The sequence below is a fragment of the Wolbachia endosymbiont (group A) of Portevinia maculata genome, assembly GCF_964028525.1.
Lineage (GTDB): Bacteria > Pseudomonadota > Alphaproteobacteria > Rickettsiales > Anaplasmataceae > Wolbachia.
In genome coordinates, this window is the sequence record NZ_OZ034786.1 from 312,521 (window position 1) to 334,634 (window position 22,114).

Genomic DNA, 22,114 nt, shown 5'->3' on the forward strand with positions numbered 1-22,114 from the left:
ACTTTCATTCTATACAGCATATTTATAAGTATAATAAGATTATATTAAAATTTACTTACTTATTAATATGCTTGATTAGATATAGATAAAATGTCATACGGGATGGCTTTGTTAGCTATTTTAGGTGGTAATAAATGGATAGTCAAGCAAAGTTACAAATGTAATTTTGCTTGACTTATCCGTTTTTTTTATATCTTTATTACAATCATAACCTCTAGCTCTGAGTTATACCCCTTTGTTACATTGTATTAGATGGAAGTAGAACAAGTCACGTTTAGTTGTTCTGAAAGATCTACTATAGCTAACTGAAAAAAGATTACCCCAGAAGGGATAAAAAGGTATAAAATGGCTTTAGATAAGGTAGAATGATGCCAAAGTGAGAATCTGAGGGGACGTGTTTTGAAAGTAGGTAGCTTGTGCTGTTTACCCAGTCTTACCAGTGTGGGGTTTAGCTATCCTTGGCGTTAATTCTCTCGTATGTTTTGCTGGTGGTTTAGCTTTTCATATGAAGCATGAGAAAGAATCAGACAATATTGAGGAGGCTGAAGAAGCAGTTAGGAATTATGGACCACCTCCTCCTTACTCTCCTCCTTATAGTGAATTTAATAATTCTAATTCGGAACAGCAGTTTGGGAATTGTGAGGGGTTCTAAACCCACAACTATACGAACATTGCAATTTCAGATCCCAGTGCCTTGACTACAAATGTTCGTATAGTTGTGAGCTTGACCATAAAATGATTCTTAAGAAAACAAATGCAATTTTTTGCAGGTTTCACGTATGATAAAAATTAACAGTTTTATTTTTAGCCAAATTAATTGAATCAAGCTACAAAACCTGCTAAAGTTAACTTTATGAAAGCACCCTTAGCTCAGTTGGATTAGAGCATTTGACTACGGATCAAAAGGTCGGGCGTTCAAGTCGCTCAGGGTGCACCACATTTTATAGGAAACAGAAGTCACACTTGAAATTAATATATGCAATACCTATCTTTAAAGGTTAAACACTAAACTATTATATATGAGCAAAAAAGACTACTATGATCTGCTGGAAGTAGGAAGAAATGCCAGTATTGATGAGATAAAAAAAGCGTATAAAAAATTAGCGTTAAAATATCATCCTGATAGAAATCCTGGCAATCAAGAAGCAGAGGAAAAATTTAAAGAAGTAACAGCTGCATATGAAGTTCTATCTGACTCTGAGAAAAGGGCAAGCTATGACCGTTATGGCCACGAAGGTGCTTCTGGTGGGTTTCAAGGCTTTAGCTCTGCAGGAGATTTTAGCGACATATTCAATGACTTCTTTGGTGGAGGATTCGGTGGTGGTGCAAGTAGATCAAGAGCAAAGAGGAGCACAACAGGAGTGTCTGGAGCAGACCTACGTTATGATCTTGAAATTACCTTAGAAGATGCATTTAAAGGAATACAAGCGCCTATACATTATGTGACAAATGTAAAATGTGACACATGCCAAGGCACAGGTAGCGAAGGAGCAATTAAACCAGTTCAGTGCCCCACATGCCAGGGAAGCGGTAGGATTAGAACTCAACAAGGCTTTTTTACCATCGAAAGAACATGTACTACATGCTATGGGGAAGGAGAAATAATACAAAATAAATGTAAGAAATGTGGTGGAAGTGGACGTAGAAGAGATGAAGTAAATATATCCGTTTCAATTCCAAAGGGCATAGAAGAAGGAGCTAAGGTAAGGATAAGTGGTAAAGGAGAAGCTGGAGCAAGAGGTGGAAAAAGTGGAGATTTATACGTATACGTGAAAATAGCTCCCCATAAAATCTTTACTCGAAATAAGGCAGATTTACACTGTAAAGTACCTATAAGAATGACACTAGCTGTGCTTGGTGGTGAAATTGATGTTCAGTCAATTGATGGAGCTAAAACAAAAGTAAAAGTTCCAGAGAGCACTCAAACTGGTACCAAGTTACGTTGTAAGGAGAAGGGTATGCCGCATATGAGTTCACATGTTCGCGGTGATTTGTATGTACAGGTAATAGTTGAAACCTTAAATCTAAAAAGTTTAACCAAAAAGCAAATTGAGCTATTAAAAGCGTTTGAAGAAGAGGAAAATGCAAATGTACAACAACGATCTGAAGGGTTTTTTAGTAAAGTAAAAAAAAAATAAGAAATCTGCTAAATGACATGAAGGAGTAACTGTTTACGGGTTTTCATTTAATCCTGCAATTCTTTGACCTTATTAATGGAAAACTTAACAATAGTGTTGATATCAACATTATTAGCCAACAGAAACTTCTTAGTTCCTTAAAATTATGTAAAAGCAATAAATTTCTTTATTTAAGGTCGAAGTTTTGCTATTCTCAGGTTTTAATAATTTAAATTTAATGAATATAAACAAAAATGAGTTTTTATTTCTTCCGCTTGGGGGAGTAGGAAGAATCGGGATGAATGTTAGCCTATATCATTATCAAGGTAAGTGGATTATGATCGACCTTGGTGTTGGTTTTGCAGATGAAACTATGCCAGGTGTTGAGCTGCTCATTGCTGATGTAGATTTTATTGCTCAAAGAAAAAAAGATTTGCTTGGAATAATAATTACACATGCACATGAGGACCACTGCGGTGCAGTGCCCCACTTGTGGGAAGAGTTGCAGTGCCCCATATATACAACAAAGTTTACGGTTAATTTTCTTAGGGAGAAACTAAAGGAGTTTCGATTAGAAGATACAGTACCTGTGAAAGAGGTGGACATAAATGGCAGCACAAATTTGGGTCCTTTTACCGTCGAGTTTATAAATATAACTCATTCAATTCCTGAGGCAAATTCAATATTAATTAGCACTGAAATGGGTAGTGCACTCCATACCGGAGACTGGAAATTTGATCCAAAACCTGTTGTTGGATTAACTTCTAATATAGAGCGTCTAAAAGAAATTGGCGATAAAGGTGACCTGCTTGCAGCAATTTGCGATTCAACCAATATATTAAGCAAGCATCACCCTGAGTCAGAAGGTGAAATTTATAATAACATTTATAACATAATAAAGCGGTCTAAAAAATTAGTTGCTGTTTCGCTATTTGCTTCAAATGTGGCACGAATTGAAACGATAAGCCAAGCTGCAAAAGCACTAAATAGAAAAGTAGTTTTACTTGGTAGATCTTTATGGAGAATAGTGAAGGTTGCGCAAGATAGTGGTTATTTAACTGATTCTCCTCAGTTTCTTGAAGCAAAGGAAGCAGTAAATTTTCCAAGGGAAAAACTGGTGCTACTTTGCACAGGTTGTCAAGGTGAGCCACTGGCAGCAACTTCAAGGCTTGCTAATAAGAGTCATCAAGCATTTAAAATGCAGCAAGGTGATACCATGATCTTTTCGTCAAAAATCATTCCTGGAAATGAAACTCGTGCGCACAACATGCTCAATGCCTTTATTGAGATGGGGGTAGAAGTTGTTACTGAAAAAACAGAGCATGTTCATGCTTCTGGGCATCCAACAAGAGAAGAGCTAAAGGAAATGTATTCTTTAATAAAACCGAAGATGTCTATTCCAGTTCACGGCGAATATATTCACACGCATGCACATGTAAAATTTGCTAAAGAGTGCGGTGTGGCAAAAGCAATAATGATTGCACCAGGTGATATTGTTAATTTGGAGAACGGAGAAAAAGTTGATTCAATCGATGTTGACTACTTTGGTATTGATGGTATGCTGCTACGTCATCCGGAGAGCAGTGTTATAAAAATGCGTAAAAGAATGAGAGATGCCGGAGTTATTGTGGTAATAGCAGTTGTAAACAAGAAAAATAAATTGCTTACTAAACCGAAAGTATTTGTACCTGGTGTTTTTGAAGTGCTAGAAGATGCAGCTATTATACAGAAAATTGTCAAGAAAGTTGAGTCGTTGTTTAGTTTGCAGCCAACAAAAAAAATTAAAAATAAGATTGAAAGTTCAATATTGAGTATCTTAAAGGAATATTTACTAAAAAGACCTATAATTGAAGTCCAGATAGAACAGGTATGAAATGAAAGAATGAAGTTATTCGTTCAATTAATATTGCTTGTTTCGTTATTTATTCCTTATTTTACAAAAGCTGCTTTATATGTTGATATAAAAAAAAGCAGTGTTGGTAACATTGGTCTTGTTGTATCTAAATGTACATGTAAAACAGCGCTGGAAAGCGAATTAAGCGAAAATATTGCAAAGGTAATAGGAACAAATTTATCTAATTGTGGCTTATTTAATGTAAAACGTGGCGCGGAAGCTGAATTTAAATCTTGGAAAAGCGATACTGTAGTCACAGTAAGTTTAAGCGAAGTATCTGGTAGTGCATTAGAGCTATCATTTCGTTTATTTGACACTTTTACAAAAAGAGAATTACTTACTCAGTCAGTTGTTTTTCCAGCAAAAGACTGGAGAAAAATTGGTCACCTCGTTTCGGATGCGATACATGATAGATTGATTGGTGAGAAAGGGCACTTCAACACAAAAATCACGTATATCGCTGAAGAAAAAGATAGCAACTACAAATCTGTGCGTAAAATTGCTGTGATGAATCAAGATGGAAGTAATATAAAATACTTAACAAATGGCAATAGATTTGTGTCAACACCGAGATTCTCACCAAATGGAAAGGGTATTGTTTATATCTCATACGCAAATGGTAAAAGTTATATAGTATTAAAAAATTTAAAAGACCACACTGAATCAATAATCAGCGCATTTGAAGGAGTTATTTCTGCACCAAGATTTTCTCCTGATGGTAAATCTCTTTTAATTTCCCACTCATTGGGTGGTGAAACGAATATATTATCTTTGGATTTAAGTAGTAAACGGACAAAAAAAATTACTAAAGGTTCAGCTATAAGCACTTCTCCCTCTTTTTCTCCAGATCAAAAGTATATGGTTTTTAGTTCCGATATGAGTGGGAGTCAGCAGCTGTATGTTATCGATTTTACTAACAAAAGTAAAAAACCTAAAAGAATTAGTTTTGGAAGTGGAAGATATGCTACGCCTGTTTGGTCGCCAAAAGGAGATCTGATAGCTTTCACAAAGATTCAGTCAGGAAAATTTTACATAGGAGTTATGAAGCCAGATGGCAAAGAAGAACGTCTACTTTCAGAAGGGCATAAAATTGAATCTCCGGCATGGCTACCAAATGGTAGAGAAATCATTTTCACAAGAACAGAATCACCAAGCAACTCTAAACTATATTTAGTAGACTTAGTAAAGAAAAATCAAAAAATGGTTTCCACTCCCACAAATGCTTCTTTACCGGATTGGTCTTATTCTTGAACTACTGAGCTGCATGCTCCACAGCATTGATTTATTGCCACATTAACAAGATATCCCGCTACACCACCTACTATAGTACCAGCGATTCCTGACAACACAACAGTTGCAATTACTCCAATAGCAGCAATTTCAGGTATAATTCCCATTGTAGCCATTGTGGCTCCTATAGCGCCAAACAATAATGCTGAGCTTATAATTATCCAGCTCCTCCCTGAAGATTGTTTTTGTGGAGAATTATGTATTAAGATGTATATGAACAAGTAGAGAGAGCAAGCAAAGTTTTGCATATTGATGAAACTAGCCATTATTCTAAAGGTAAACTTGGCTGGTGCTGGGTGTTTGCTAATAATGAAGCAAGCCTTATTAAATTAGCAGACACAAGAGGAGTTAAGTTTCTAGAGAGTAGTACATTTTCTAGTTATAAGAATTTGGTTGTTACCGATAGGTATGCGGTTTACAACTAATTCGGGAGTGTTAAATAAACTGTGTCAAACCGCATTTTTAGTTCAACTCAATTTTCAATCTGCCAGGAAAGAAAACATCAAGTTGAGAGATAGTTAATGCCCAATCATGTACAGGCATCGTCCACTTTTCCTCTGCCTTCTTTATAGCACAATATACCTGCTTATACAAGGCATTTATGCTGGTAAATGAGCCTTTGGTCTTAGTGAATTTCCTAATTTGCCTATGTAGCCCCTCTATGGGATTGGTGGTGTAGATTATCCTCCTAACTGGACCAGAATACTTAAAATAACCAGACAAGTTTTCCCAATTATTCTGCCAAGATTTTATAACCATAGGGTACTTTGTGCCCCATTTTTCATCCAATTCCAACAGATAATTCTCGGCAATTTCCTTGCTTGAAGCTTGATATACCTTCTTTAAATCGCTCAAAAAACTCTTCGCATCTTTACTGGCCACATACTTCAGTGAGTTGCGTATCTGATGCACTATACACATCTGCACTTCCGCATTAGGAAAGACACTGTTTATAGCTGCAGGAAAGCTTTTCAGCCCATCAACGCAGGCAATAAGGATATCTTCTACTCCTCTTTCTTTGAGGTCATTTAGCACTCCCAACCAGAAGTTAGCTCCTTCACTTTCAGCCAAATAAAAACCTAATACTTCTTTTTTGCCATTTTGATCTATGCCTAATATGTTATACATGCATTTACTTACGCAATGCCCGTCCTCTTTGACTTTAAAAAACCATGAAAACTATCGGATATACAGACTGCAGCAGGCGACTACGCCATTCGTTGATTACTGGTAGCAATTTGTCAGTAATACTTGATATCTCTGCCACCGATATTTTGTGATCATAAATTTCCTCAACATGTGACACTATATCTCTATAGCCCATACCACTGGCAAATGTGCTCAAAATCTTCGTTTCAAGCTCTGGATGTAAGTTTGTTTGCCTTTTTTTGACTATTTGTGGTTCGAAACTTCCTTCCCTATCTCTTGGCGTCAAAAGCTCAAATGACCCTGCGCTTGTACGTAAAGTCTTTGCATTCCTCCCATTTCTTCGATTATTCTCTTCGCTTTCAGCCGACAAGTGGTTTTCTATTTCACCTTCCAGGCTTACCTCCAGCAACTTTTTTATAAACGGTGTTAATGCTCCATCTCTTCCTGTCAACGGTCTTCCTTCTCGTATAGACGACAGGATATTTGTTTCTAATTCTTTATAATCTACCAAACCGGTAGTTCTGTTTACTACTTTCTGACTCATTGTCAAACCTCCATTTTTTTATATCAATTTATTACTTTTTTTTCGGTTTGACACAGTTTATTTAACACTCCCACTACTTCAGTGACGAAAAAAGACAGATTTGTTGGGCACACTTGTTAAGGGATTTCGAAAGGCTATCTACCCACTTTAAATGGTGCTATATTGGGCCTTAACTTGACGCGTATGGTTTATTTAACACTCCCGGTTAAAATAATTACTTAGCAAACAATAGGTTTCATGTAATGGTAACCCTATAACGGAAGAGTAGGAGCCGCGTAAGAACAATACGAACATCCCAGCTAGGCCTTGTATATTGCATCCCCCTGCCCTATTTTTCCACTCTTCTGATGCTAAATAATACTTAATTTCTTGTTCACTGAGACGTTTAAATTTCACTATTGTAACCACAGTTCTAATATGTTGTTTAGATTGATCGGGAGTTAATAGACACACACTGGTATATACTCTATGCCTTCTTCCTGATAACAAGCGGATGCATTTTTCTGCTTGCTCAACGTTTTCAGCTTTAAGCAATATCCTTCTACCACAAGCAACAACTGTATCAACACCAAGCACAAAGTAATTTGGATTTGAACTTTGTATTTTCTCAGCTTTACTTTTTGCCATACGGATTGAGTAATCCTTCGGAAGTTCCTTTTTTAAAGGGGCTTCATCTATGTCTGCTGGCAAAATTAAACCTGGCTCAATATTTATTTGTTTTAGTAAAGCTATACGCCTTTTCGATGATGAAGCAAGAATAAGATTATTTAGAGATCGTTCTGTCACTTGTACCTTTAAGCCTTCTAATGATCCGACCTTTTTTCGCATTCCTATCGTAAATACTCATCTCAACTAACACCCTATCCCCGATAATGATGCGTATTTTACTTCTTCTCACTTTCCCTGATACATGACAGATAATCTCATGTTCATTGTCCAGTTTCACTCTAAATTCTGCTGCAGGTAGTAAAGCAGTTACTGCCCCTTCCACTTCAAAAATTGTTTTTGATTTCTCGTCTTTTATCATATGTTATATTATAATTTAATAATCTTTTTCAGTCTACTATAGATTTTAAATTATTATCAACACAAAAGACTTTTTGCACCCCACTTAAGTATTTCTCTTGCAACTTAACCCCAACCATCTTCACAATAATGCGAGAGGAAGGTGAGCTACCTACCTACGTTTCTACTCCTTGCCTGTGCTCTGATAGGACTTACGGACCCTAGGACTAGAACTGAACTACAAGGATGATTATCACAATTCTCCTCATTGCTATCATATACGCTATCATTGTCCCCTTCCTGTGGAACATAAGACTTATTATCAGATTCACTATCAAAGCTTAAAGATCTGGATAACTCTATCTTCTTTCGTGGAACATTATCAGGCTCACTAGAAATGTCTCCTGTTAGAGTATAAAATTGATTGTTGAAGCCTTTTTGTTTATCAGCAAACGTTTCTTCACTTAACTCTTCTACTTGACCACGGAAAAACTCTTTTTCTTTTTCACTGTTTTGTAATTTTTTCATCAGACCTTCAATATCCAAAACTTTACCTGCAATGATGTCGCTCAATGCATCAAGGTTCTCTTCCAATTCCTTAATCTCATCTTCATGCTCTTTTTCCAACCCTTGCATTTGACATTTTAAATTGCTTATAAACTGCTCCTTTTCCTCCATTATTTGTGCTTCTTGGTCTATCTCTTTTTCACGTTCTTTTAATTTTTCTTCTAATTCCTTCTTTTCTGTATTAACAACTTTCAGCTTGTCCTCTAGCTTTCTTTTTTCTTCATGCACACTTTTAAATTCTTCCTCATTCCTCTTCAGGTTTTCTTTAAGCTGCGTTAACTCCTTGCGCATTGCATCTATTTCTGCCTTTGATCCTCGCTCCTTTTTTTCAAGTTTATCTTGTAAATCGCTAGTCCATTTTTTTAATGTTTCAATTCTTTGCCCAGCTTCTGCAAGTTTCTGATTCACTTCTTTTTTTTCTGCTTCAGCACTTTTTAACTTATTGATTAATTCTTGGGTTACCTCTTCCGAGCATGATAATTTTTTTTGCAGATCTAATACTTGTTCTGAAAGCTGTTCTTGGTTTTCATCCATCTTCTTATTCAAGTGTTCTAAATGGTTAAACTTGTCCTCTAAATCAGATTTTCCTTCCTGCACATGATATAGTTCTTCTTGCGATTTCTTTAATTCACTTTTTAACTCCTCCTTTTTTGCATTAGCAACTCCCAGCTCTTGCCTTAGCTTTCCTTTTTCTTCACATACACTTTCAAGTTCTTGTGCTTTCCCTTGTAGCTCTGCTAACGCACTTGCTAACTTTTTATCTTTTTGTGCCAGTTCAGTTTGCAATTCTGTGTTTTTTTGCTCTTGCTCAATTTCTACAGGTCTCTGATCCGATACATAATGCTCATCACCAAGTCCACTATCAACGCTTGAAAATCTGCGTAATTTTTTCTTCTCTGGTGTAACATTAACGTTATCTTCATCTTCAGTGAGTTTAAGTATAAGCATTGTATCTCCTGGAAATTCCTCGTACTCGTTTTCTGGAATGTCGAATTCTGGTCTCTCTTCTCCAAGTTTATCTTGTAAATCGCTATTCTGCCTCTCTTTTACAATTGTTTGATTATCTTCTGCTTGGGTTGTTTCTAGTTTCTCCTGTAGTTGCTGATTTTCTTGTGTTAATTCATGGTGCTTTTTATTTATCACTTGCAACTCTGCTTCTTCTTGCTTCAATTCAACGTTTTCTTCGGACAGCATCTGATTATTTAAAATCAATTCATCCATTTGTTGTGAAGCAACTTCTGGTTGAGTTTCAGTGTGCTGTAAATTGACTTCTGTTTGAATTAATGCATTGCTATTAATAGAAGGAGAAGAAGGAAGGCTATTGTCATCATCAACTTTAGGGTCTGGACCTTTCGATTCCCCCCCTGGTTCCTTATCTTGATAGGCCACTATAGATTCATTTTGAAAATTATTATTAGCAGTAGGTACAACATCAGCAGCCTTACCCTTTTCTAGTGATTTCATTACAGCATCATGTAAGACGAGGCCTTGAATATATAATTCATCATTTTGCTTTATTAATTCTAGGATCTCCTCCGATGACACAAAATCTTCACCATCAAATTTTAGTACTTCAGTTATGCCGCTACTACTCACATTCATAATCATGGTACACATTCTGGATCCATTCTCTACAGGCCAAGTGCTTGTCATTTCATAATATGCGCCTTCTTTAAATTCATAATATCTTTTCTTATCTTCTTGATGAGCGTATATTTCATGTTTTTTATTGCAATAGATATTCAGTTCTTTAATATCTTTCTCTTGCTGTAAAATGTCACTAATCCTTGTTGGCTCACTTCTATTGTAATTAATAAGGTTAACATTCAAAACTCTATGAGCGTTATCAGTTTCTGTGTAATAAGCTTGAAGCTCTACGTCTTTCCTCTCAAAATATTTACTTGCAGCTTTTTTTCCCTGCTCTGCCAACTTTATGCATTTATTTATATCTTCCTTAAAGCTCTTATTAGCAGACTCTGTTACTGCTTTATCTATGTACGTTTGTTTAAAATCTCTATCGTTTATTAGGTCATAAAAACTCCACTCATCCCTATAAGCCTTTTGTATAGCAGTGAAGTCACTTTCTTCTTTTAAAAAGTACTAAGAAGCCTACCTTGTCTTCTAGATCTTTTAGTTTAAAACCTGTTATTATCTTCTCTAATTGAGAATCAAATTCTTTATTGGCAAAATTTTCAGCAAGATTATTTAAATTTCTTAATTCTTTGCATAATTTATCATTTTCTGCAATTGAGCGGCAGAACTTTATTGTAGCAGAGTCCTTAGTGGAAGGATTTTCTTTTTCCACTTCATTGATACGGTTCTTGAGAGATATAAAAGGTAGTGTAAACCGTGATGAATAACATAATTTTTCTTTTTCTTCTCCATACAACACCAGTAGGCGATGTATTGCATACCAGGTACATGATGCTGCCCTTATAACTGATTCAACATCATAATTCTCTGACTGATCACTTGTTTTTCCTGCCTCTGCTGTTTTGTCTCCCTTAGTCAAACCTCCAATCATCACACACCTCCTTTAACTATATTTACATTATACCAATTAACATATATTCAAAAAAATCAAACTGTATAACCACGTTCTACACTAACTTTTATTATTAACTTAATTGTGTTGAAAATAACTGCAAGTGTTAAACTTAAGCTTTTGTCTTTCATTATGCACTACTCACTATAAGTTTACAATAATATCTTATATAATAGACTTAGTATTTTGAGTTATGCAAGTATTTTTTTTATTGGATAAAAGTTAAAAGACGTTTTCAGAAATCTTTAAGCTTAATAACATCCTCTCTTTTTGGACTAGTTGAAATTAGATGAATTGGTACACCTATTAATTTTTCTAACTTGTCTATATATTTTATTAAATTGATAGGCAATGCTTCAATCGACCTTTTACCTTGAGTATTTTCTTTCCAGCCAGGAAACTCTTCATATATTGGCTCTAATTCCTCCTGTATTGAATGCGATGCGGGTAAATAATCATACATTTTCCCGCTATACTTGTAACCAGTGCATATTTTAATTGTATCAAAAGAATCAAGCACATCTAATTTGGTTAATACAATGCTTGAAACTCCAGAAAGTTGCACAGCCTGGCGCACTAAAACTGCGTCAAACCATCCGCAGCGCCTTCTTCTATTGCTCACTGTTCCAAGCTCCTTGCCTATAGTAAATAAGCTATCTCCAATCTCGTTCTTTTGCTCAGTAGGGAATGGACCATTGCCCACTCTTGTTGTATAAGCTTTTACCACACCAATAATGTAAGCATTGGAGGCTAATCCTGAGCCTGTTATTGCTTGCGACGCTACAGTATTACTTGAAGTAACAAAAGGGTAAGTTCCGTGGTCGATATCTAAAAATGTGCCTTGGGCGCCTTCAAATATTATTTTCTTACCTTCTTTCACAAAGTCATTTAATATCCTCCACACAGGTTTTTTATATGAAAGAATTTTTTTTGAAATCCCTTGAATTTCTTTTAATATTTCTTCTTTTTTAACCACCTGGTAGTTAAGGCCTTTTCTGATAGCATTGTGGTAATTCAGAAGAGTATCCACTCTTTTATTGAGCTCATCTGCGTTTTCTAAATCACAAAGGCGTATAGCTCTCCTTCCAACTTTATCTTCATAACATGGCCCTATCCCTTTGTTTGTTGTACCAATTTTGTGATTTCCGTTTAAATCTTCAAATAGCTTTTCCTTGTCCTTATGTACGCTAAGTATTAATGGACAGCTCTCGGATACCATCAAGTTGTTATAGTTTACGTCCACTCCTTTAACTTTCAATGACTCTATTTCTGAGATTAGAGCATGTGAATCAAGAGCAACACCGTTTCCTATGATGGATATTTTGCCCGTTCTCAAAACAGCAGAGGGCAGTAAATTTAATTTATAAACCTCATCATCTATTACTATAGTGTGCCCTGCATTATTTCCTCCCTGAAATCTCACAACTACATCTGCATTCCCAGAAAGATAATCTACTATTTTACCCTTGCCTTCGTCACCCCATTGCAGACCAACAATTACAATGTTATTCATCATTATTTTCTAAATTAATACATAAATATTAATGCAGTACGCTACAAATGGAAAGAGAAATCTGCGCCTTTCCTGCACCTCTTAAATAAAGAAATATACTGTCGATTTTCTTAATATATTACCAAACTATTCATCATTATATGATATAACTTACAGCATATTTACAGTAAGGTGTTATTTATGAAAGAGGCAAAAGGAAAAAATAATAAGAGTCCAGTAGTTAGATTAAAGGCCACAGCTAAAGAGTTCAATTTTAGTAAATTAAGAGCAGGTCAAGATAATGAATTAGCAAATTCTGGTGAAACAATGTTCTTAGATTTTCAAAGGATGAATTTTATTATTAACGGAAAAGAAATAGATAAAAATCTTATTATTGCATTTAAGGAAGGAGCTAAGCACCACAAAAGCGAACTTTTTAATAGTGATGATATATATAATGACGAAATATTTAACAAAAAAGGAACAAGAGAAATAGATACGGATCATGGCAAAGCTTTTGTTGCTTCAGTACTCGAAGATATTGAGAAAGAGCTTGTAAGTAATGCATTGGGTGAGCTATGGAAAAATCACTGTGAAAATCCCAAAACTGCCAATCATCAAAAAACCGATTCATATAAGAAAGAATTTGAAGAATTTTACAATGCTGGCCAACATCTATTACCAACAGAGAAAGATGAAAACAAAGACTACCGTTCCTTTGCAAAAGAAGTTTTCAAAAAAATGTTTAGATACGCTGGAGCAGAAGTTCCAAGTAATGCTATTTTAGAAGAGCTAGTCACCAATTGTAATCAAGCAGGGTATGAGGCTGCTCCATTTATACAAACCCAACTTGCACTTGGACAGTCGTTCATAGTAGAAAATCCTAAAAAAGTAATAAATATTGATTGTGCTAACCAAAATAATGTAAGAATTAGATCTGACATGAGGCTACCAATACTCTCTGTTAAAAATCAAGTTATGCATGGTGATAAGATATGTGATCTGTCTAACTCATTAGAATTTACACTTGAGTCTCAAGATGGTAAAGACTTTGTAACATACAGAGATGGTAAATTGTCACTTACTATTCCTAAAGAGTTAAAAAATTATAAAGATAATGGCAAGAGCTTGTTTGACATTATTAAAGAATATTTTCAGAAATTCTGTGCAAAATTAGGATTTAAACCTGAGACAAAAATACAAATAGAGCATAGCTTAGGTACTCAAAGTAACTATTTAGATGGTACAATATCTGCTACAGGATCGGATGCAAATAAAGAGTTTATCAATCTTTTAAGCAAAAATCTCAGAGGGAGGTTATTGGAATCAGGAGTTGCTTTAGGAAATGAAGATGTTGATGGTATTGTTGAAGTCAGAGTATCTACAGTTATGGATCTGTTGAGTAATTATGCTAAATTGGAAGATAATAAAGAAAACAGAGAGTTATTAACAAGTGAAGTAGCAGATAATTTAGGGCTTTCCACTCAAGATAAAATAGCATCAGAAGTATTGAAAGAGTTTGATGATGAAATAATAAAGTTAATGCATACAGAAGGTATAAAGAATAACATAGGTCAACATATAATGGAATTAGGATCTTTACCTTCTTTGATAAAAGGTCAGGTTAATCATAATCAAGTGCAGTCTGTTGTAAATACTTTTATTAAGTTAATTATTGAAGGGAAAAGCGAAGTATACAAAGAAAAAAATGCAATTAATGCAATTGATGCAATTTATCAGAAGGTAGATAAGGCAATTGTTGAGCAAGAAAAAAGAGCAACCAACAAACAAGATATAGAAAATGATAAATGGACAGATAGAATCAAAAAACAGAAATTATCTGTGGAATCACATGAACATTTACTTTAAAGATACTGGTAGGCTCCTTGAATATTTTAGAGTTCATGGTTGCAACGGTTGCTATTTTACAATGCACCTAATCGTAAAAACTACGTGCCGTTGCATCATATGTTTCAAGAACGTTGGTAAAATGTTCAAGTTGATCTCGATTCAATACCTGATCTATTCTAGTTAGTTGGTCATTGCTGCTTTTAAAATTAGTTAGATCACATAACATAGCACGTTCTTCAGTTTCAGCAGGCAAGTATTTAAAGTGACCAAAGATATTTTACCTAATTTTCTCTAGCATATTTACCTGTATACTTACAAAGCTACCTAATACCGCATACTGATTTCTCTCTTTATTTTGTACAAATTAATTAAGTGAAGTGAGTATAGTATCCACACTACTAAAAAAAATGTGGCACAAAACATAAACATTACAATGAGTGGCAACAGCAAAGAACTTTCTATTGCTACTCCACCTCTTCTCAAAATGCTTGCTGGCTGATGGAGAGTAGACCATAAATTCACAGAAAATTTTACTACGGGAATATTTATAGCACTAAAAATGGCAAATACTGCTGCTGATTTTTCTGCCCTCGCTTCATTATCAAAAGCGCTCCACAATGAAAGGTAGCCAACATATAGGAAAAATAAAATTAGCATTGAAGTAAGCCTTGCATCCCATACCCACCAAGTGCCCCAGGTTCCTTTTCCCCAGATGCTACCTGTGATTAAGCATATTGCAGAAAAGACTGTCCCTGCAGGAGCAGCAGCATGTGCCAAGACACTAGCAATGCTATTGTTCCACACCAATGAAATGAAACTAAGTGATGCAATGAGTCCATATATTCCAAGAGCAAGCCATGCAGAAGGCACATGAATGTACATAATTCGTACAATTTCTCCTTGTTTATAATCTTCTGGGGAGAAGAATAACGCTAAAAACATTCCAATTAAAAAACATGCGAAACAAATAACCCCAAGCCAAGGTAGTGCTTTTTTAGAAAAAGAAGTGAAATTTGTAGGCTTTAATAAAAACATTCGTTTTGAGAATAATTGCGTTAAGAATTTACCAATTAGTTTGAGTTTTATCAACAGGATAGTTTTTCTGCATTGACATAGATTAACAAATTAGCACAATTTCAGTAGCCGATTGCTTGCTATTATTTTTAGTATAACACTATATAAAACATGACCCTTAAAAAGCTTAATTTACACTTAGTATCAGATTCAAGTGGTGAAACTGTTATATCAGTTGCAAAATCAGCTCTGAAACACTTTCGTTCTGTAGAAACAATCGAATATGTTTGGTCTTTTGTGAAAGGAGAAGAGCAGATTGACAAAATTCTGGAGGAAATTAATAGGAAAAGTGATGAGCATAATTTTGTTATATGCACTATTACTGATGATGAGCTAAGAAAATATCTAAAAGATAACTGTATAAAGTTGAAAATTCCCTATAGAGCAATATTATCACATATTATTAGAGAAATTTCGTCCTATCTTGAAATTGAAAAAGACGAAAAGCTTGACTTGCATACTGAGATAAATAACGAATATTTTCAGCGCATTGAGGCAATAAACTACACTATTAATCATGATGATGGGCAAAATATTCAAGATATTGATAAAGCAGATATAATTTTGGTTGGAGTTTCACGTACATCAAAATCTCCCACCAGTACGTATTTAGCTTATCGAGGCTATAAGGTTGCAAATATTCCTTTTGTTAGTGGAGTACCCTTTTATGTCGACTTGGCAAAATTAAAAAATAAACTAACGATAGGGGTAACAATAGACGTAAGTAGGCTAATAGAAATACGCAAAAATAGACTTACTTCAATTAACAACGAAGATAATAATATATATGCTAATCCTAGAAAAGTAGAAAAGGAAATTAAAGAAGCAGAGGAACTATTTAAGCAGAATAACTGGCCAATTATTGATGTCACGCAAAAGTCAATCGAAGAAGTATCAGCAACAATTATACAGTATTTTAATAAAATGTGAAAAATTTATCAATTGACTAACTCTCTGTAAGTGATCATAATGTAAGGTAATTTAATTCTTACTATAGATATGAAAGTCAAAGGGTCGCTAAAATCTCATCGTAACAGAGATAAAAATTGTAAAGTTGTGAAAAGGGGTGGTAAGATTTACATTATAAACAAGGTAAAGCCAAGGTGTAAAGCGCGTCAAGGTTCTTAGCTTTTTGTTCACCTTTTCATGTTATACATTTCTTGTATGTGAAAGTACGGTGTTTATACCTAAAAAGAAGCAAAAGTTATTGTGTTTAAGCGCAGCCTTATTCATTTCTTCTCTTACATTATATTTTAGCATTAGCACAATTACAGGTAAACGTGGCTTATTGACGTTAATCGACTTAAAAAAAGAGATTGAGTACAATAAGCTTTTGCTAAAGGATGTCTCTTCTGAAAAGGAAAAGTTGGACAATAAAGTATTTGGCTTATATGAAAAAAGCTTAGATTTAGATCTGCTTGATGAGCAAGCAAAAAATGCTTTAGGTTATGTGAACCCTAATGAACTTATGGTTGTTCTTGACGTGGAATAGCAGTAGACTTCTTGCGTTACCTCCTGTCATTCAAGCCCCTTTCTTGTCATCCCAGTGCCCCTATGATGTCATTCCAGTGCTTGACACTGGAATGACATCATTATAGAGTGAACCAGTGTCAGCTACTTTCATGACACCATTCTTTTTTCTGGATTCCAGTGCCAGTTACTTTCATGACACCATCATAAAGTGAAACTAGATTCCAGCGTCACGCGCTGGAATGACAAAAAAGAGTAGGTTTTTTATGTGATTATGCAAGAAGCTAGTGTAAATTTAAGTTTTATCTACCGCTTGATCAAAAAAGAATAAGTTTAGTAAAAAATAATGATATTATTAGTGGAACATAAAATAGTCCCACTGCAGTACTAATTAGAAGCAACAGAGTAGCTTTATCTGGTTGATAATTCAAAATATTAGCAAGTATTATACTGGACCCAGAAACTGGAATAATAGCCAGCAACATCAGTGCTTTATATATACTCTCGTCGTATACACCTATAACATGTTTGTCTAGAAGGACAATTCCTAAAACAAACAGTGGCCAGAATACGTACTTTGCTGTAATAGTGATCAAAGCAAGCTTCCAATCTACTTTAAAGCTTGTAATATTTGCAATGCTCACTCCAAGTAGCATCATCCCTAATGTGACAAATGTACTTCTAATATTCATCATAACATCTGTTAAAAAAGTAGGTATTTGTATATCATATATACTTAAAAAGAAGCCCAGAACCATCGCATAAAGCGAAGGAAGTTTGAACAACTTTAATATGCATTCTTTTGCGGTATAAATACCATTTGCAGCTATGTAAAATCCTAAGCTATTTTCAAACAACGCCATTCCTATATAACAAACAACATATACAGATACTGAATCTTCATCAAACAAAGCCATGGCAATCGGCAGGCCAAAATACCCCATACTTGTGCTGCCCGAGCTAAACGCTAATATGTTTCTCGTGTTATCCTTAAATAAAAAAGAAGAAAGATAATACACTGATAAGGACATAGTGCTACCTATAAACCATATCAAAATCGGCAGAGAAATTACTTTTAAATTAACTTCTGTATGAGAGACTCCATATAAAATCACTATTGGATTAGCTATATAAAAGAGTATTTGAGATATAGTGTTTCTGTCAATTTTAAGACATTTTCCTGATAAATAACCAATAAATATTGTAATATAAATAGGTAATATTTTTAGGAAAAGAGTAAGGAACATACTAGCCTATTGTGATACTTTTGACTGATAAAGTGATATTAGATCTTAAGGTATTATAAAAGTAAACAAAATTTATTTTCCAATTTATCCAGTTCATAGTTAATTAAAAAAGATTCACTTAGTGTCAAAATTTGTTTTTACATAAGACTTAAGAATGACATTTTTATGATAAAATTATGTTAAGTTTCTATAAAGCTCCTTGCATATTTTTGAATAATGATGAAAAATTAAACTGCTTGTGGTAATTTAGCAGTTGTGTTAAAAGTCAATAGAGAAATGAAAAATACTGAAAAATAATTTTTACTTGGTGGGCTATAAAGCCAAAGATGCTTTTAACATATTTTACGTAATTTCGGAGGATTTATTGATGCAGGCAGCCAAGGCACGACAAAATATATAAACCTACAAAGCTAAAGCTATTCCGCGGACTATAGCAACTACAAATTCAGCGGAAAAAACAAAATTAATAACTTTATCAGCCAAAATTTCCAGGAGAAAAACATGTCTTGTATAACTGAACCAAATAATCTTGGTGACCTCTTAAAATATGAGGCATCAAATCTATACTCACGTGACCAAATTACTGTTGCTAAGGGACAAAACCTAAAGCTTGGAGCAGTGGTTAGCAAAAAGACAGATGATGGGGGCTTTATAAGAGCTCTAAATCCGCTAGGCACAGATGGTACTCAAACAGCAATAGGTGTGATTATAAACGATGTAAATAGTAAAGATGCAGATATTAAAGCAGTAATCATTACTCGCGTAGCTTTACTTGCTGATCATGCAATTGTCTGGCCAGCAAATATAACTGAAGAGCAAAAAACAGCAGCAATAAAACAACTTGAAGAGAGGGGTATTATTGTCCGTAAAGGAATCTGAATTTTATATTAATTTTTAATAGGAGCTAAACATTATGCAAAATCCACTTTCAAATCCAGCATTCAATATGACAGCATTAACTGGAGCTATTAATATTTTACCAATTAGTTTTGGTCGAACTGAAAGTTTAAAACTTTTTCCGAGTAAATCAGTAAGGTTTCGCCATATTGCCATTGAAGAACAAAACGGTTTTTTAGCACTACTTCCAACTCAAGTTCCAGGAGCACCAGCAACTGTTGGAAAAATAAGTTGTAATATTTGATTTAAATTCTTTTAAAAAGTGTGGATGTGGATAAGTGCTTTCAGTCTGTGTAAGCGCACTTATCCACATCCACACTAATCTGCTAGTGTTGGATCTAAGCAGACTTAGGGCTGTATTCCTCAGTAAAAACCCTGTCATCTCTTACTAAAGAGTTAGCAAGTAAAAGTAACTTTCTCATAGCAGCAGTGGAAGCAACTTTATATGGTTTTTTATATTGATTATGTAACCTATCAAAAAAAGTTTTTATGAAAGAATTCCATTTCCGCGCACTAAGAATACACATATACAAGACTGTTCTAATTTGTGACCTACCGCCTTGAATGCACCTTTTTCCTTTATTAAAACCACTGTCTCGATTAAAAGGTGCAACTCCGGCAATGCTAGATATTTGCTTTCTTTGAAGAGTTCCTAATTCTGGCAGATAACAAATAATAGTAATAGCTGTGATTTTACTTACACCTGGTATACTAGTTATTGATATGTATTTTTTTTTAAGCTCTTGACTTTGTTCAATCAACTCAATCATCTCATCTTCTAAAACTTGAATTTGATTCTGTAATATGACAAGTAGCTCTTCCATTTGTTTGATTATGGATATATCAGTTACTTGATGAGCTTGAGTTTTTTGTATTTTTGCCATTTCTACTAGTTGATTTCTACGAGATAGCTTTTGCCTCAAGAAGTCAACATTACTAACTTTTAAAGGAGTAACGCGCATATCTGTATTATTAATATAACGTGAGATAATGCTGCAGTCTATTTTATCAGTTTTAGTAGCAATACCAAGGCTTTTTGCATAGTCTCTCACCCATCTAGGTTGAATTACATATACTTCGAAACCATGGCTTAGTAAAGTATAAGCGCATAATTTTTCGTACCCACCAGTTGCTTCAAGTCCAACTTTGATTACATTATGTAAATGCAAAAAGTCGAGTATTTGATCAATAGCTTGAACGTTATTTTCAAATACTTTATAATGTCCAAGTGGATGAATGTGGATATCTAGTTTATTTTTGCTAACATCAATGCCAGCAATGATATTTGATAAATTCATAATTCCTCCATAGAATAACATGTAATACTGCATTTTCCACACTTATATACGAGCCTAAAAGCTCAATCAGTTGTTCGGAACTTTTCAGTAAATAATCAGGGAAGAGAACCTTGCTAAATTACGGTCCTTTATGACCAAGGCGATCTACGGTTCCTCTTCTCTGCATGTTCTTAATATTACCACTTTGTAATATTTATGAACTTGTTTTTAACATATAAGGTGATCTTCTGAAATATGAAGTATATAGAGATTATACAAGAGAGGAAATAACCGTAGTCAAAGGACAAAACCTCAAACTTGGAACAGTTGTTGGCTATGATAAAGATAACATGATTAAGATAATAAATCCGACAGCCACAGATGGCACACAAACAGCAATAGGTGTAATAACAAGTGATGTAAACGCAACGGAAACCACCAAAGCAGTAATCATTACTCGTATAGCAATGCTAGCAGATCATGCGGTTGTGTGGCCAGCAAATATAACAGAAGAGCAGAAAGCTGCAGCAATAAAGCAACTTGAAGCACGAGGCGTTATCATCCGCAAGGGAGTTTAACGAGCTACCAGACTCAGCAACTTACATAGAAACAACTTAAAACACACAGCATTAAAGGGAAAGGGGGAAAGAATGCAAAATCCATTTACAAATCCAGCATTTAGTATGACGGAATTAACTAAAGCAATAAACATATTGCCGATAAATTATGGTCGAACAGAAAGCTTAAATTTATTTCCAAGTAGATCGGTAAGATTTCGACATATTACGATAGAAGAACACCACGGAGTTTTAACTTTATTACCAACACAAGTCCCAGGAGCACCAGCAACAGTAGGGAAAAGAGGAAAAAGGAAAATAAGGACGTTTACGATACCACATATTCCCCATGATGACGTAGTATTGCCTGAAGAAGTACAAGGAATAAGGGCATTTGGGTCAGAGAGTGAACTAAAAGCACTTGCAGATGTAATAACCGATCATTTGCAATTGATGAGAAACAAACACGCAATAACGTTAGAACATTTGCGGATGGGGGCGTTAAAAGGGATTATTCTGGATGCTGATGGCAGTGAGTTATTAAACCTTTACAACGAATTTGAAATTACGCCAAAAGTAGTAAATTTTGCGCTGGGAACAGCAACCACCGATGTCAAGCGTAAGTGTCTGGAAGTATTGAGGCATGTTGAGGACAACTTAAGTGGTGAATATATGACCGGGATTCATGCGCTGGTAAGCCCAGAGTTTTTTGACGCTTTAACTTCTCATACCAAGGTAAAAGAAGCATACGAGAGATGGCAAGAAGGAGCAGCACTCCGGAACGACATGAGATCAGGATTTACGTTCTGTGGAATAACATTTGAGGAGTACAGAGGACAAGCAACTGACCCTGAAGGAAATGTGAGAAGGTTTATAGAAAAAGATACGGGGCACTGTTTTCCACTTGGTACAGCAAACACATTTACTACTTACTTTGCGCCAGCGGACTTCAATGAAACAGTAAATACACTAGGACAGCCGCTCTATGCAAAACAAGAGCCAAGAAGATTTGATAGAGGAACTGACCTTCATACCCAATCAAACCCTTTGCCGATGTGCCACCGTCCGGGGATATTAGTAAAAATCGTTGCAGCATAGAGGAGCCAAAAAGGAGAGAATGACTTTAATCAAACTCTCC

General features: G+C 34.9%; 22 protein-coding genes, 1 tRNA gene and 3 pseudogenes. 15 read left to right on the forward strand and 11 right to left on the reverse strand.

What is annotated here, in order from left to right:
- Nucleotides 1-505: 505 nt before the first annotated feature.
- The 5 genes from ABWU36_RS01575 to ABWU36_RS01595 all read left to right on the forward strand — a co-directional run bounded on the left by ABWU36_RS01575 (nt 506) and on the right by ABWU36_RS01595 (nt 5,262).
- On the forward strand, nt 506-652 hold the full coding sequence (locus ABWU36_RS01575; protein WP_253309118.1) for a hypothetical protein: 147 nt from the start codon (nt 506-508) through the stop codon (nt 650-652).
- 207 nt (nt 653-859) lie between these two features.
- Nucleotides 860-937: transfer RNA gene (locus ABWU36_RS01580), tRNA-Arg, on the forward strand.
- A gap of 82 nt (nt 938-1,019) precedes the next feature.
- Entirely contained in the window at nt 1,020-2,138 is a 1,119-nt protein-coding gene (dnaJ, locus tag ABWU36_RS01585) for a molecular chaperone DnaJ (protein ID WP_264732332.1), read from the forward strand.
- 217 nt (nt 2,139-2,355) lie between these two features.
- Nucleotides 2,356-3,990: a ribonuclease J gene (locus ABWU36_RS01590; protein ID WP_253309120.1), complete on the forward strand. Its 1,635-nt coding sequence runs from the start codon at nt 2,356-2,358 to the stop codon at nt 3,988-3,990.
- A gap of 9 nt (nt 3,991-3,999) precedes the next feature.
- On the forward strand, nt 4,000-5,262 hold the full coding sequence (locus ABWU36_RS01595) for a protein TolB (RefSeq protein WP_353272922.1): 1,263 nt from the start codon (nt 4,000-4,002) through the stop codon (nt 5,260-5,262).
- On the opposite strand, the gene ABWU36_RS06820 is transcribed toward ABWU36_RS01595, so the two are convergent.
- Nucleotides 5,253-5,567: a hypothetical protein gene (locus tag ABWU36_RS06820; RefSeq protein WP_410541963.1), complete on the reverse strand. Its 315-nt coding sequence runs from the start codon at nt 5,565-5,567 to the stop codon at nt 5,253-5,255. The two genes, ABWU36_RS01595 and ABWU36_RS06820, sit on opposite strands and share 10 nt — an antisense overlap.
- On the opposite strand from ABWU36_RS06820, the pseudogene ABWU36_RS01605 reads away from it, so the two are divergent.
- A pseudogene (locus ABWU36_RS01605) lies at nt 5,511-5,723 on the forward strand (IS66 family transposase); the annotation flags it as partial. The gene ABWU36_RS06820 and the pseudogene ABWU36_RS01605 sit on opposite strands and share 57 nt — an antisense overlap.
- Before the next feature lie 40 nt (nt 5,724-5,763).
- Here the strand turns inward: ABWU36_RS01605 and ABWU36_RS01610 are convergent.
- The 6 genes and pseudogenes from ABWU36_RS01610 to ABWU36_RS01635 all read right to left on the reverse strand — a co-directional run bounded on the left by ABWU36_RS01610 (nt 5,764) and on the right by ABWU36_RS01635 (nt 12,624).
- Nucleotides 5,764-6,994 (reverse strand): annotated as a pseudogene (locus tag ABWU36_RS01610) (IS256-like element ISWpi15 family transposase).
- A 192-nt stretch (nt 6,995-7,186) separates the two neighbouring features.
- Nucleotides 7,187-7,780: a Maf family nucleotide pyrophosphatase gene (locus ABWU36_RS01615; protein ID WP_064125248.1), complete on the reverse strand. Its 594-nt coding sequence runs from the start codon at nt 7,778-7,780 to the stop codon at nt 7,187-7,189.
- Nucleotides 7,758-8,021, reverse strand: coding sequence for a translation initiation factor IF-1 (gene infA, locus ABWU36_RS01620; protein ID WP_164224845.1), 264 nt, complete (start codon nt 8,019-8,021; stop codon nt 7,758-7,760). Before infA ends, ABWU36_RS01615 begins: the two co-directional genes overlap by 23 nt.
- A gap of 146 nt (nt 8,022-8,167) precedes the next feature.
- Nucleotides 8,168-10,495, reverse strand: coding sequence for a hypothetical protein (locus ABWU36_RS01625; RefSeq protein ID WP_353272923.1), 2,328 nt, complete (start codon nt 10,493-10,495; stop codon nt 8,168-8,170).
- A gap of 148 nt (nt 10,496-10,643) precedes the next feature.
- Nucleotides 10,644-11,093, reverse strand: a complete 450-nt coding sequence (locus ABWU36_RS01630) for a hypothetical protein (protein ID WP_353272924.1) — start codon at nt 11,091-11,093, stop codon at nt 10,644-10,646.
- A gap of 253 nt (nt 11,094-11,346) precedes the next feature.
- A complete protein-coding gene (locus ABWU36_RS01635; RefSeq protein ID WP_264688480.1) occupies nt 11,347-12,624 on the reverse strand; it encodes an adenylosuccinate synthase in 1,278 nt (425 codons plus the stop codon).
- A 180-nt stretch (nt 12,625-12,804) separates the two neighbouring features.
- Here ABWU36_RS01635 and ABWU36_RS01640 point away from each other — a divergent pair, with 180 nt between their 5' ends.
- A complete protein-coding gene (locus tag ABWU36_RS01640; RefSeq protein WP_265045471.1) occupies nt 12,805-14,472 on the forward strand; it encodes a hypothetical protein in 1,668 nt (555 codons plus the stop codon).
- Between the two features lie 67 nt (nt 14,473-14,539).
- On the opposite strand, the gene ABWU36_RS01645 is transcribed toward ABWU36_RS01640, so the two are convergent.
- Both ABWU36_RS01645 and ccmC read right to left on the reverse strand, forming a co-directional pair.
- The gene (locus tag ABWU36_RS01645; protein WP_253309257.1) at nt 14,540-14,680 is read right to left on the reverse strand and encodes a hypothetical protein; all 141 of its coding nucleotides are present in this window, start codon (nt 14,678-14,680) and stop codon (nt 14,540-14,542) included.
- Nucleotides 14,681-14,778: 98 nt separating this feature from the next.
- Entirely contained in the window at nt 14,779-15,489 is a 711-nt protein-coding gene (gene ccmC / locus ABWU36_RS01650; protein ID WP_253309953.1) for a heme ABC transporter permease CcmC, read from the reverse strand.
- Between the two features lie 150 nt (nt 15,490-15,639).
- Here ccmC and ABWU36_RS01655 point away from each other — a divergent pair, with 150 nt between their 5' ends.
- From ABWU36_RS01655 to ABWU36_RS01670, 4 genes are all read left to right on the forward strand, one after another.
- Nucleotides 15,640-16,458, forward strand: a complete 819-nt coding sequence (locus ABWU36_RS01655; protein WP_253309258.1) for a pyruvate, water dikinase regulatory protein — start codon at nt 15,640-15,642, stop codon at nt 16,456-16,458.
- 69 nt (nt 16,459-16,527) lie between these two features.
- Nucleotides 16,528-16,656, forward strand: coding sequence for a type B 50S ribosomal protein L36 (ykgO, locus tag ABWU36_RS01660; RefSeq protein WP_006279631.1), 129 nt, complete (start codon nt 16,528-16,530; stop codon nt 16,654-16,656).
- Nucleotides 16,657-16,705: 49 nt separating this feature from the next.
- Nucleotides 16,706-17,020, forward strand: a complete 315-nt coding sequence (locus ABWU36_RS01665; protein ID WP_253309259.1) for an FtsB family cell division protein — start codon at nt 16,706-16,708, stop codon at nt 17,018-17,020.
- Entirely contained in the window at nt 16,989-17,126 is a 138-nt protein-coding gene (locus tag ABWU36_RS01670; RefSeq protein WP_264688100.1) for a hypothetical protein, read from the forward strand. Before ABWU36_RS01665 ends, ABWU36_RS01670 begins: the two co-directional genes overlap by 32 nt.
- Before the next feature lie 189 nt (nt 17,127-17,315).
- On the opposite strand, the gene ABWU36_RS01675 is transcribed toward ABWU36_RS01670, so the two are convergent.
- Nucleotides 17,316-18,245 (reverse strand): AEC family transporter, encoded by a 930-nt coding sequence (locus ABWU36_RS01675; protein WP_253309260.1) that lies wholly within the window; start codon nt 18,243-18,245, stop codon nt 17,316-17,318.
- A 501-nt stretch (nt 18,246-18,746) separates the two neighbouring features.
- On the opposite strand from ABWU36_RS01675, the gene ABWU36_RS01680 reads away from it, so the two are divergent.
- Both ABWU36_RS01680 and ABWU36_RS01685 read left to right on the forward strand, forming a co-directional pair.
- Complete coding sequence (locus ABWU36_RS01680; protein ID WP_264687786.1) at nt 18,747-19,124, forward strand: head decoration protein; 378 nt, start codon at nt 18,747-18,749, stop codon at nt 19,122-19,124.
- 34 nt (nt 19,125-19,158) lie between these two features.
- Nucleotides 19,159-19,368 (forward strand): annotated as a pseudogene (locus ABWU36_RS01685) (major capsid protein); the annotation flags it as partial.
- 112 nt (nt 19,369-19,480) lie between these two features.
- Here the strand turns inward: ABWU36_RS01685 and ABWU36_RS01690 are convergent.
- Nucleotides 19,481-20,440 (reverse strand): IS110 family transposase, encoded by a 960-nt coding sequence (locus ABWU36_RS01690; RefSeq protein ID WP_253308968.1) that lies wholly within the window; start codon nt 20,438-20,440, stop codon nt 19,481-19,483.
- 227 nt (nt 20,441-20,667) lie between these two features.
- Between ABWU36_RS01690 and ABWU36_RS01695 the strand changes: the two genes are divergently transcribed.
- A complete protein-coding gene (locus ABWU36_RS01695; protein WP_265016806.1) occupies nt 20,668-20,997 on the forward strand; it encodes a head decoration protein in 330 nt (109 codons plus the stop codon).
- Between the two features lie 72 nt (nt 20,998-21,069).
- The gene (locus ABWU36_RS01700) at nt 21,070-22,074 is read left to right on the forward strand and encodes a major capsid protein (RefSeq protein WP_264688406.1); all 1,005 of its coding nucleotides are present in this window, start codon (nt 21,070-21,072) and stop codon (nt 22,072-22,074) included.
- Nucleotides 22,075-22,114 lie beyond the last annotated feature (40 nt).

Coding starts and splice junctions, on each gene's coding strand:
- ABWU36_RS01575 (WP_253309118.1), top strand. CDS start 506: ATGAAGCATGAGAAAGAATCAGACAATATTGAGGAGGCTGAAGAAGCA.
- dnaJ (WP_264732332.1), top strand. CDS start 1,020: ATGAGCAAAAAAGACTACTATGATCTGCTGGAAGTAGGAAGAAATGCC.
- ABWU36_RS01590 (WP_253309120.1), top strand. CDS start 2,356: ATGAATATAAACAAAAATGAGTTTTTATTTCTTCCGCTTGGGGGAGTA.
- ABWU36_RS01595 (WP_353272922.1), top strand. CDS start 4,000: ATGAAGTTATTCGTTCAATTAATATTGCTTGTTTCGTTATTTATTCCT.
- ABWU36_RS06820 (WP_410541963.1), bottom strand. CDS start 5,567: ATGGCTAGTTTCATCAATATGCAAAACTTTGCTTGCTCTCTCTACTTG.
- infA (WP_164224845.1), bottom strand. CDS start 8,021: ATGATAAAAGACGAGAAATCAAAAACAATTTTTGAAGTGGAAGGGGCA.
- ABWU36_RS01635 (WP_264688480.1), bottom strand. CDS start 12,624: ATGAATAACATTGTAATTGTTGGTCTGCAATGGGGTGACGAAGGCAAG.
- ABWU36_RS01640 (WP_265045471.1), top strand. CDS start 12,805: ATGAAAGAGGCAAAAGGAAAAAATAATAAGAGTCCAGTAGTTAGATTA.
- ABWU36_RS01645 (WP_253309257.1), bottom strand. CDS start 14,680: ATGTTATGTGATCTAACTAATTTTAAAAGCAGCAATGACCAACTAACT.
- ccmC (WP_253309953.1), bottom strand. CDS start 15,489: ATGTTTTTATTAAAGCCTACAAATTTCACTTCTTTTTCTAAAAAAGCA.
- ABWU36_RS01655 (WP_253309258.1), top strand. CDS start 15,640: ATGACCCTTAAAAAGCTTAATTTACACTTAGTATCAGATTCAAGTGGT.
- ykgO (WP_006279631.1), top strand. CDS start 16,528: ATGAAAGTCAAAGGGTCGCTAAAATCTCATCGTAACAGAGATAAAAAT.
- ABWU36_RS01670 (WP_264688100.1), top strand. CDS start 16,989: ATGAACTTATGGTTGTTCTTGACGTGGAATAGCAGTAGACTTCTTGCG.
- ABWU36_RS01675 (WP_253309260.1), bottom strand. CDS start 18,245: ATGTTCCTTACTCTTTTCCTAAAAATATTACCTATTTATATTACAATA.
- ABWU36_RS01680 (WP_264687786.1), top strand. CDS start 18,747: ATGTCTTGTATAACTGAACCAAATAATCTTGGTGACCTCTTAAAATAT.
- ABWU36_RS01690 (WP_253308968.1), bottom strand. CDS start 20,440: ATGAATTTATCAAATATCATTGCTGGCATTGATGTTAGCAAAAATAAA.
- ABWU36_RS01700 (WP_264688406.1), top strand. CDS start 21,070: ATGCAAAATCCATTTACAAATCCAGCATTTAGTATGACGGAATTAACT.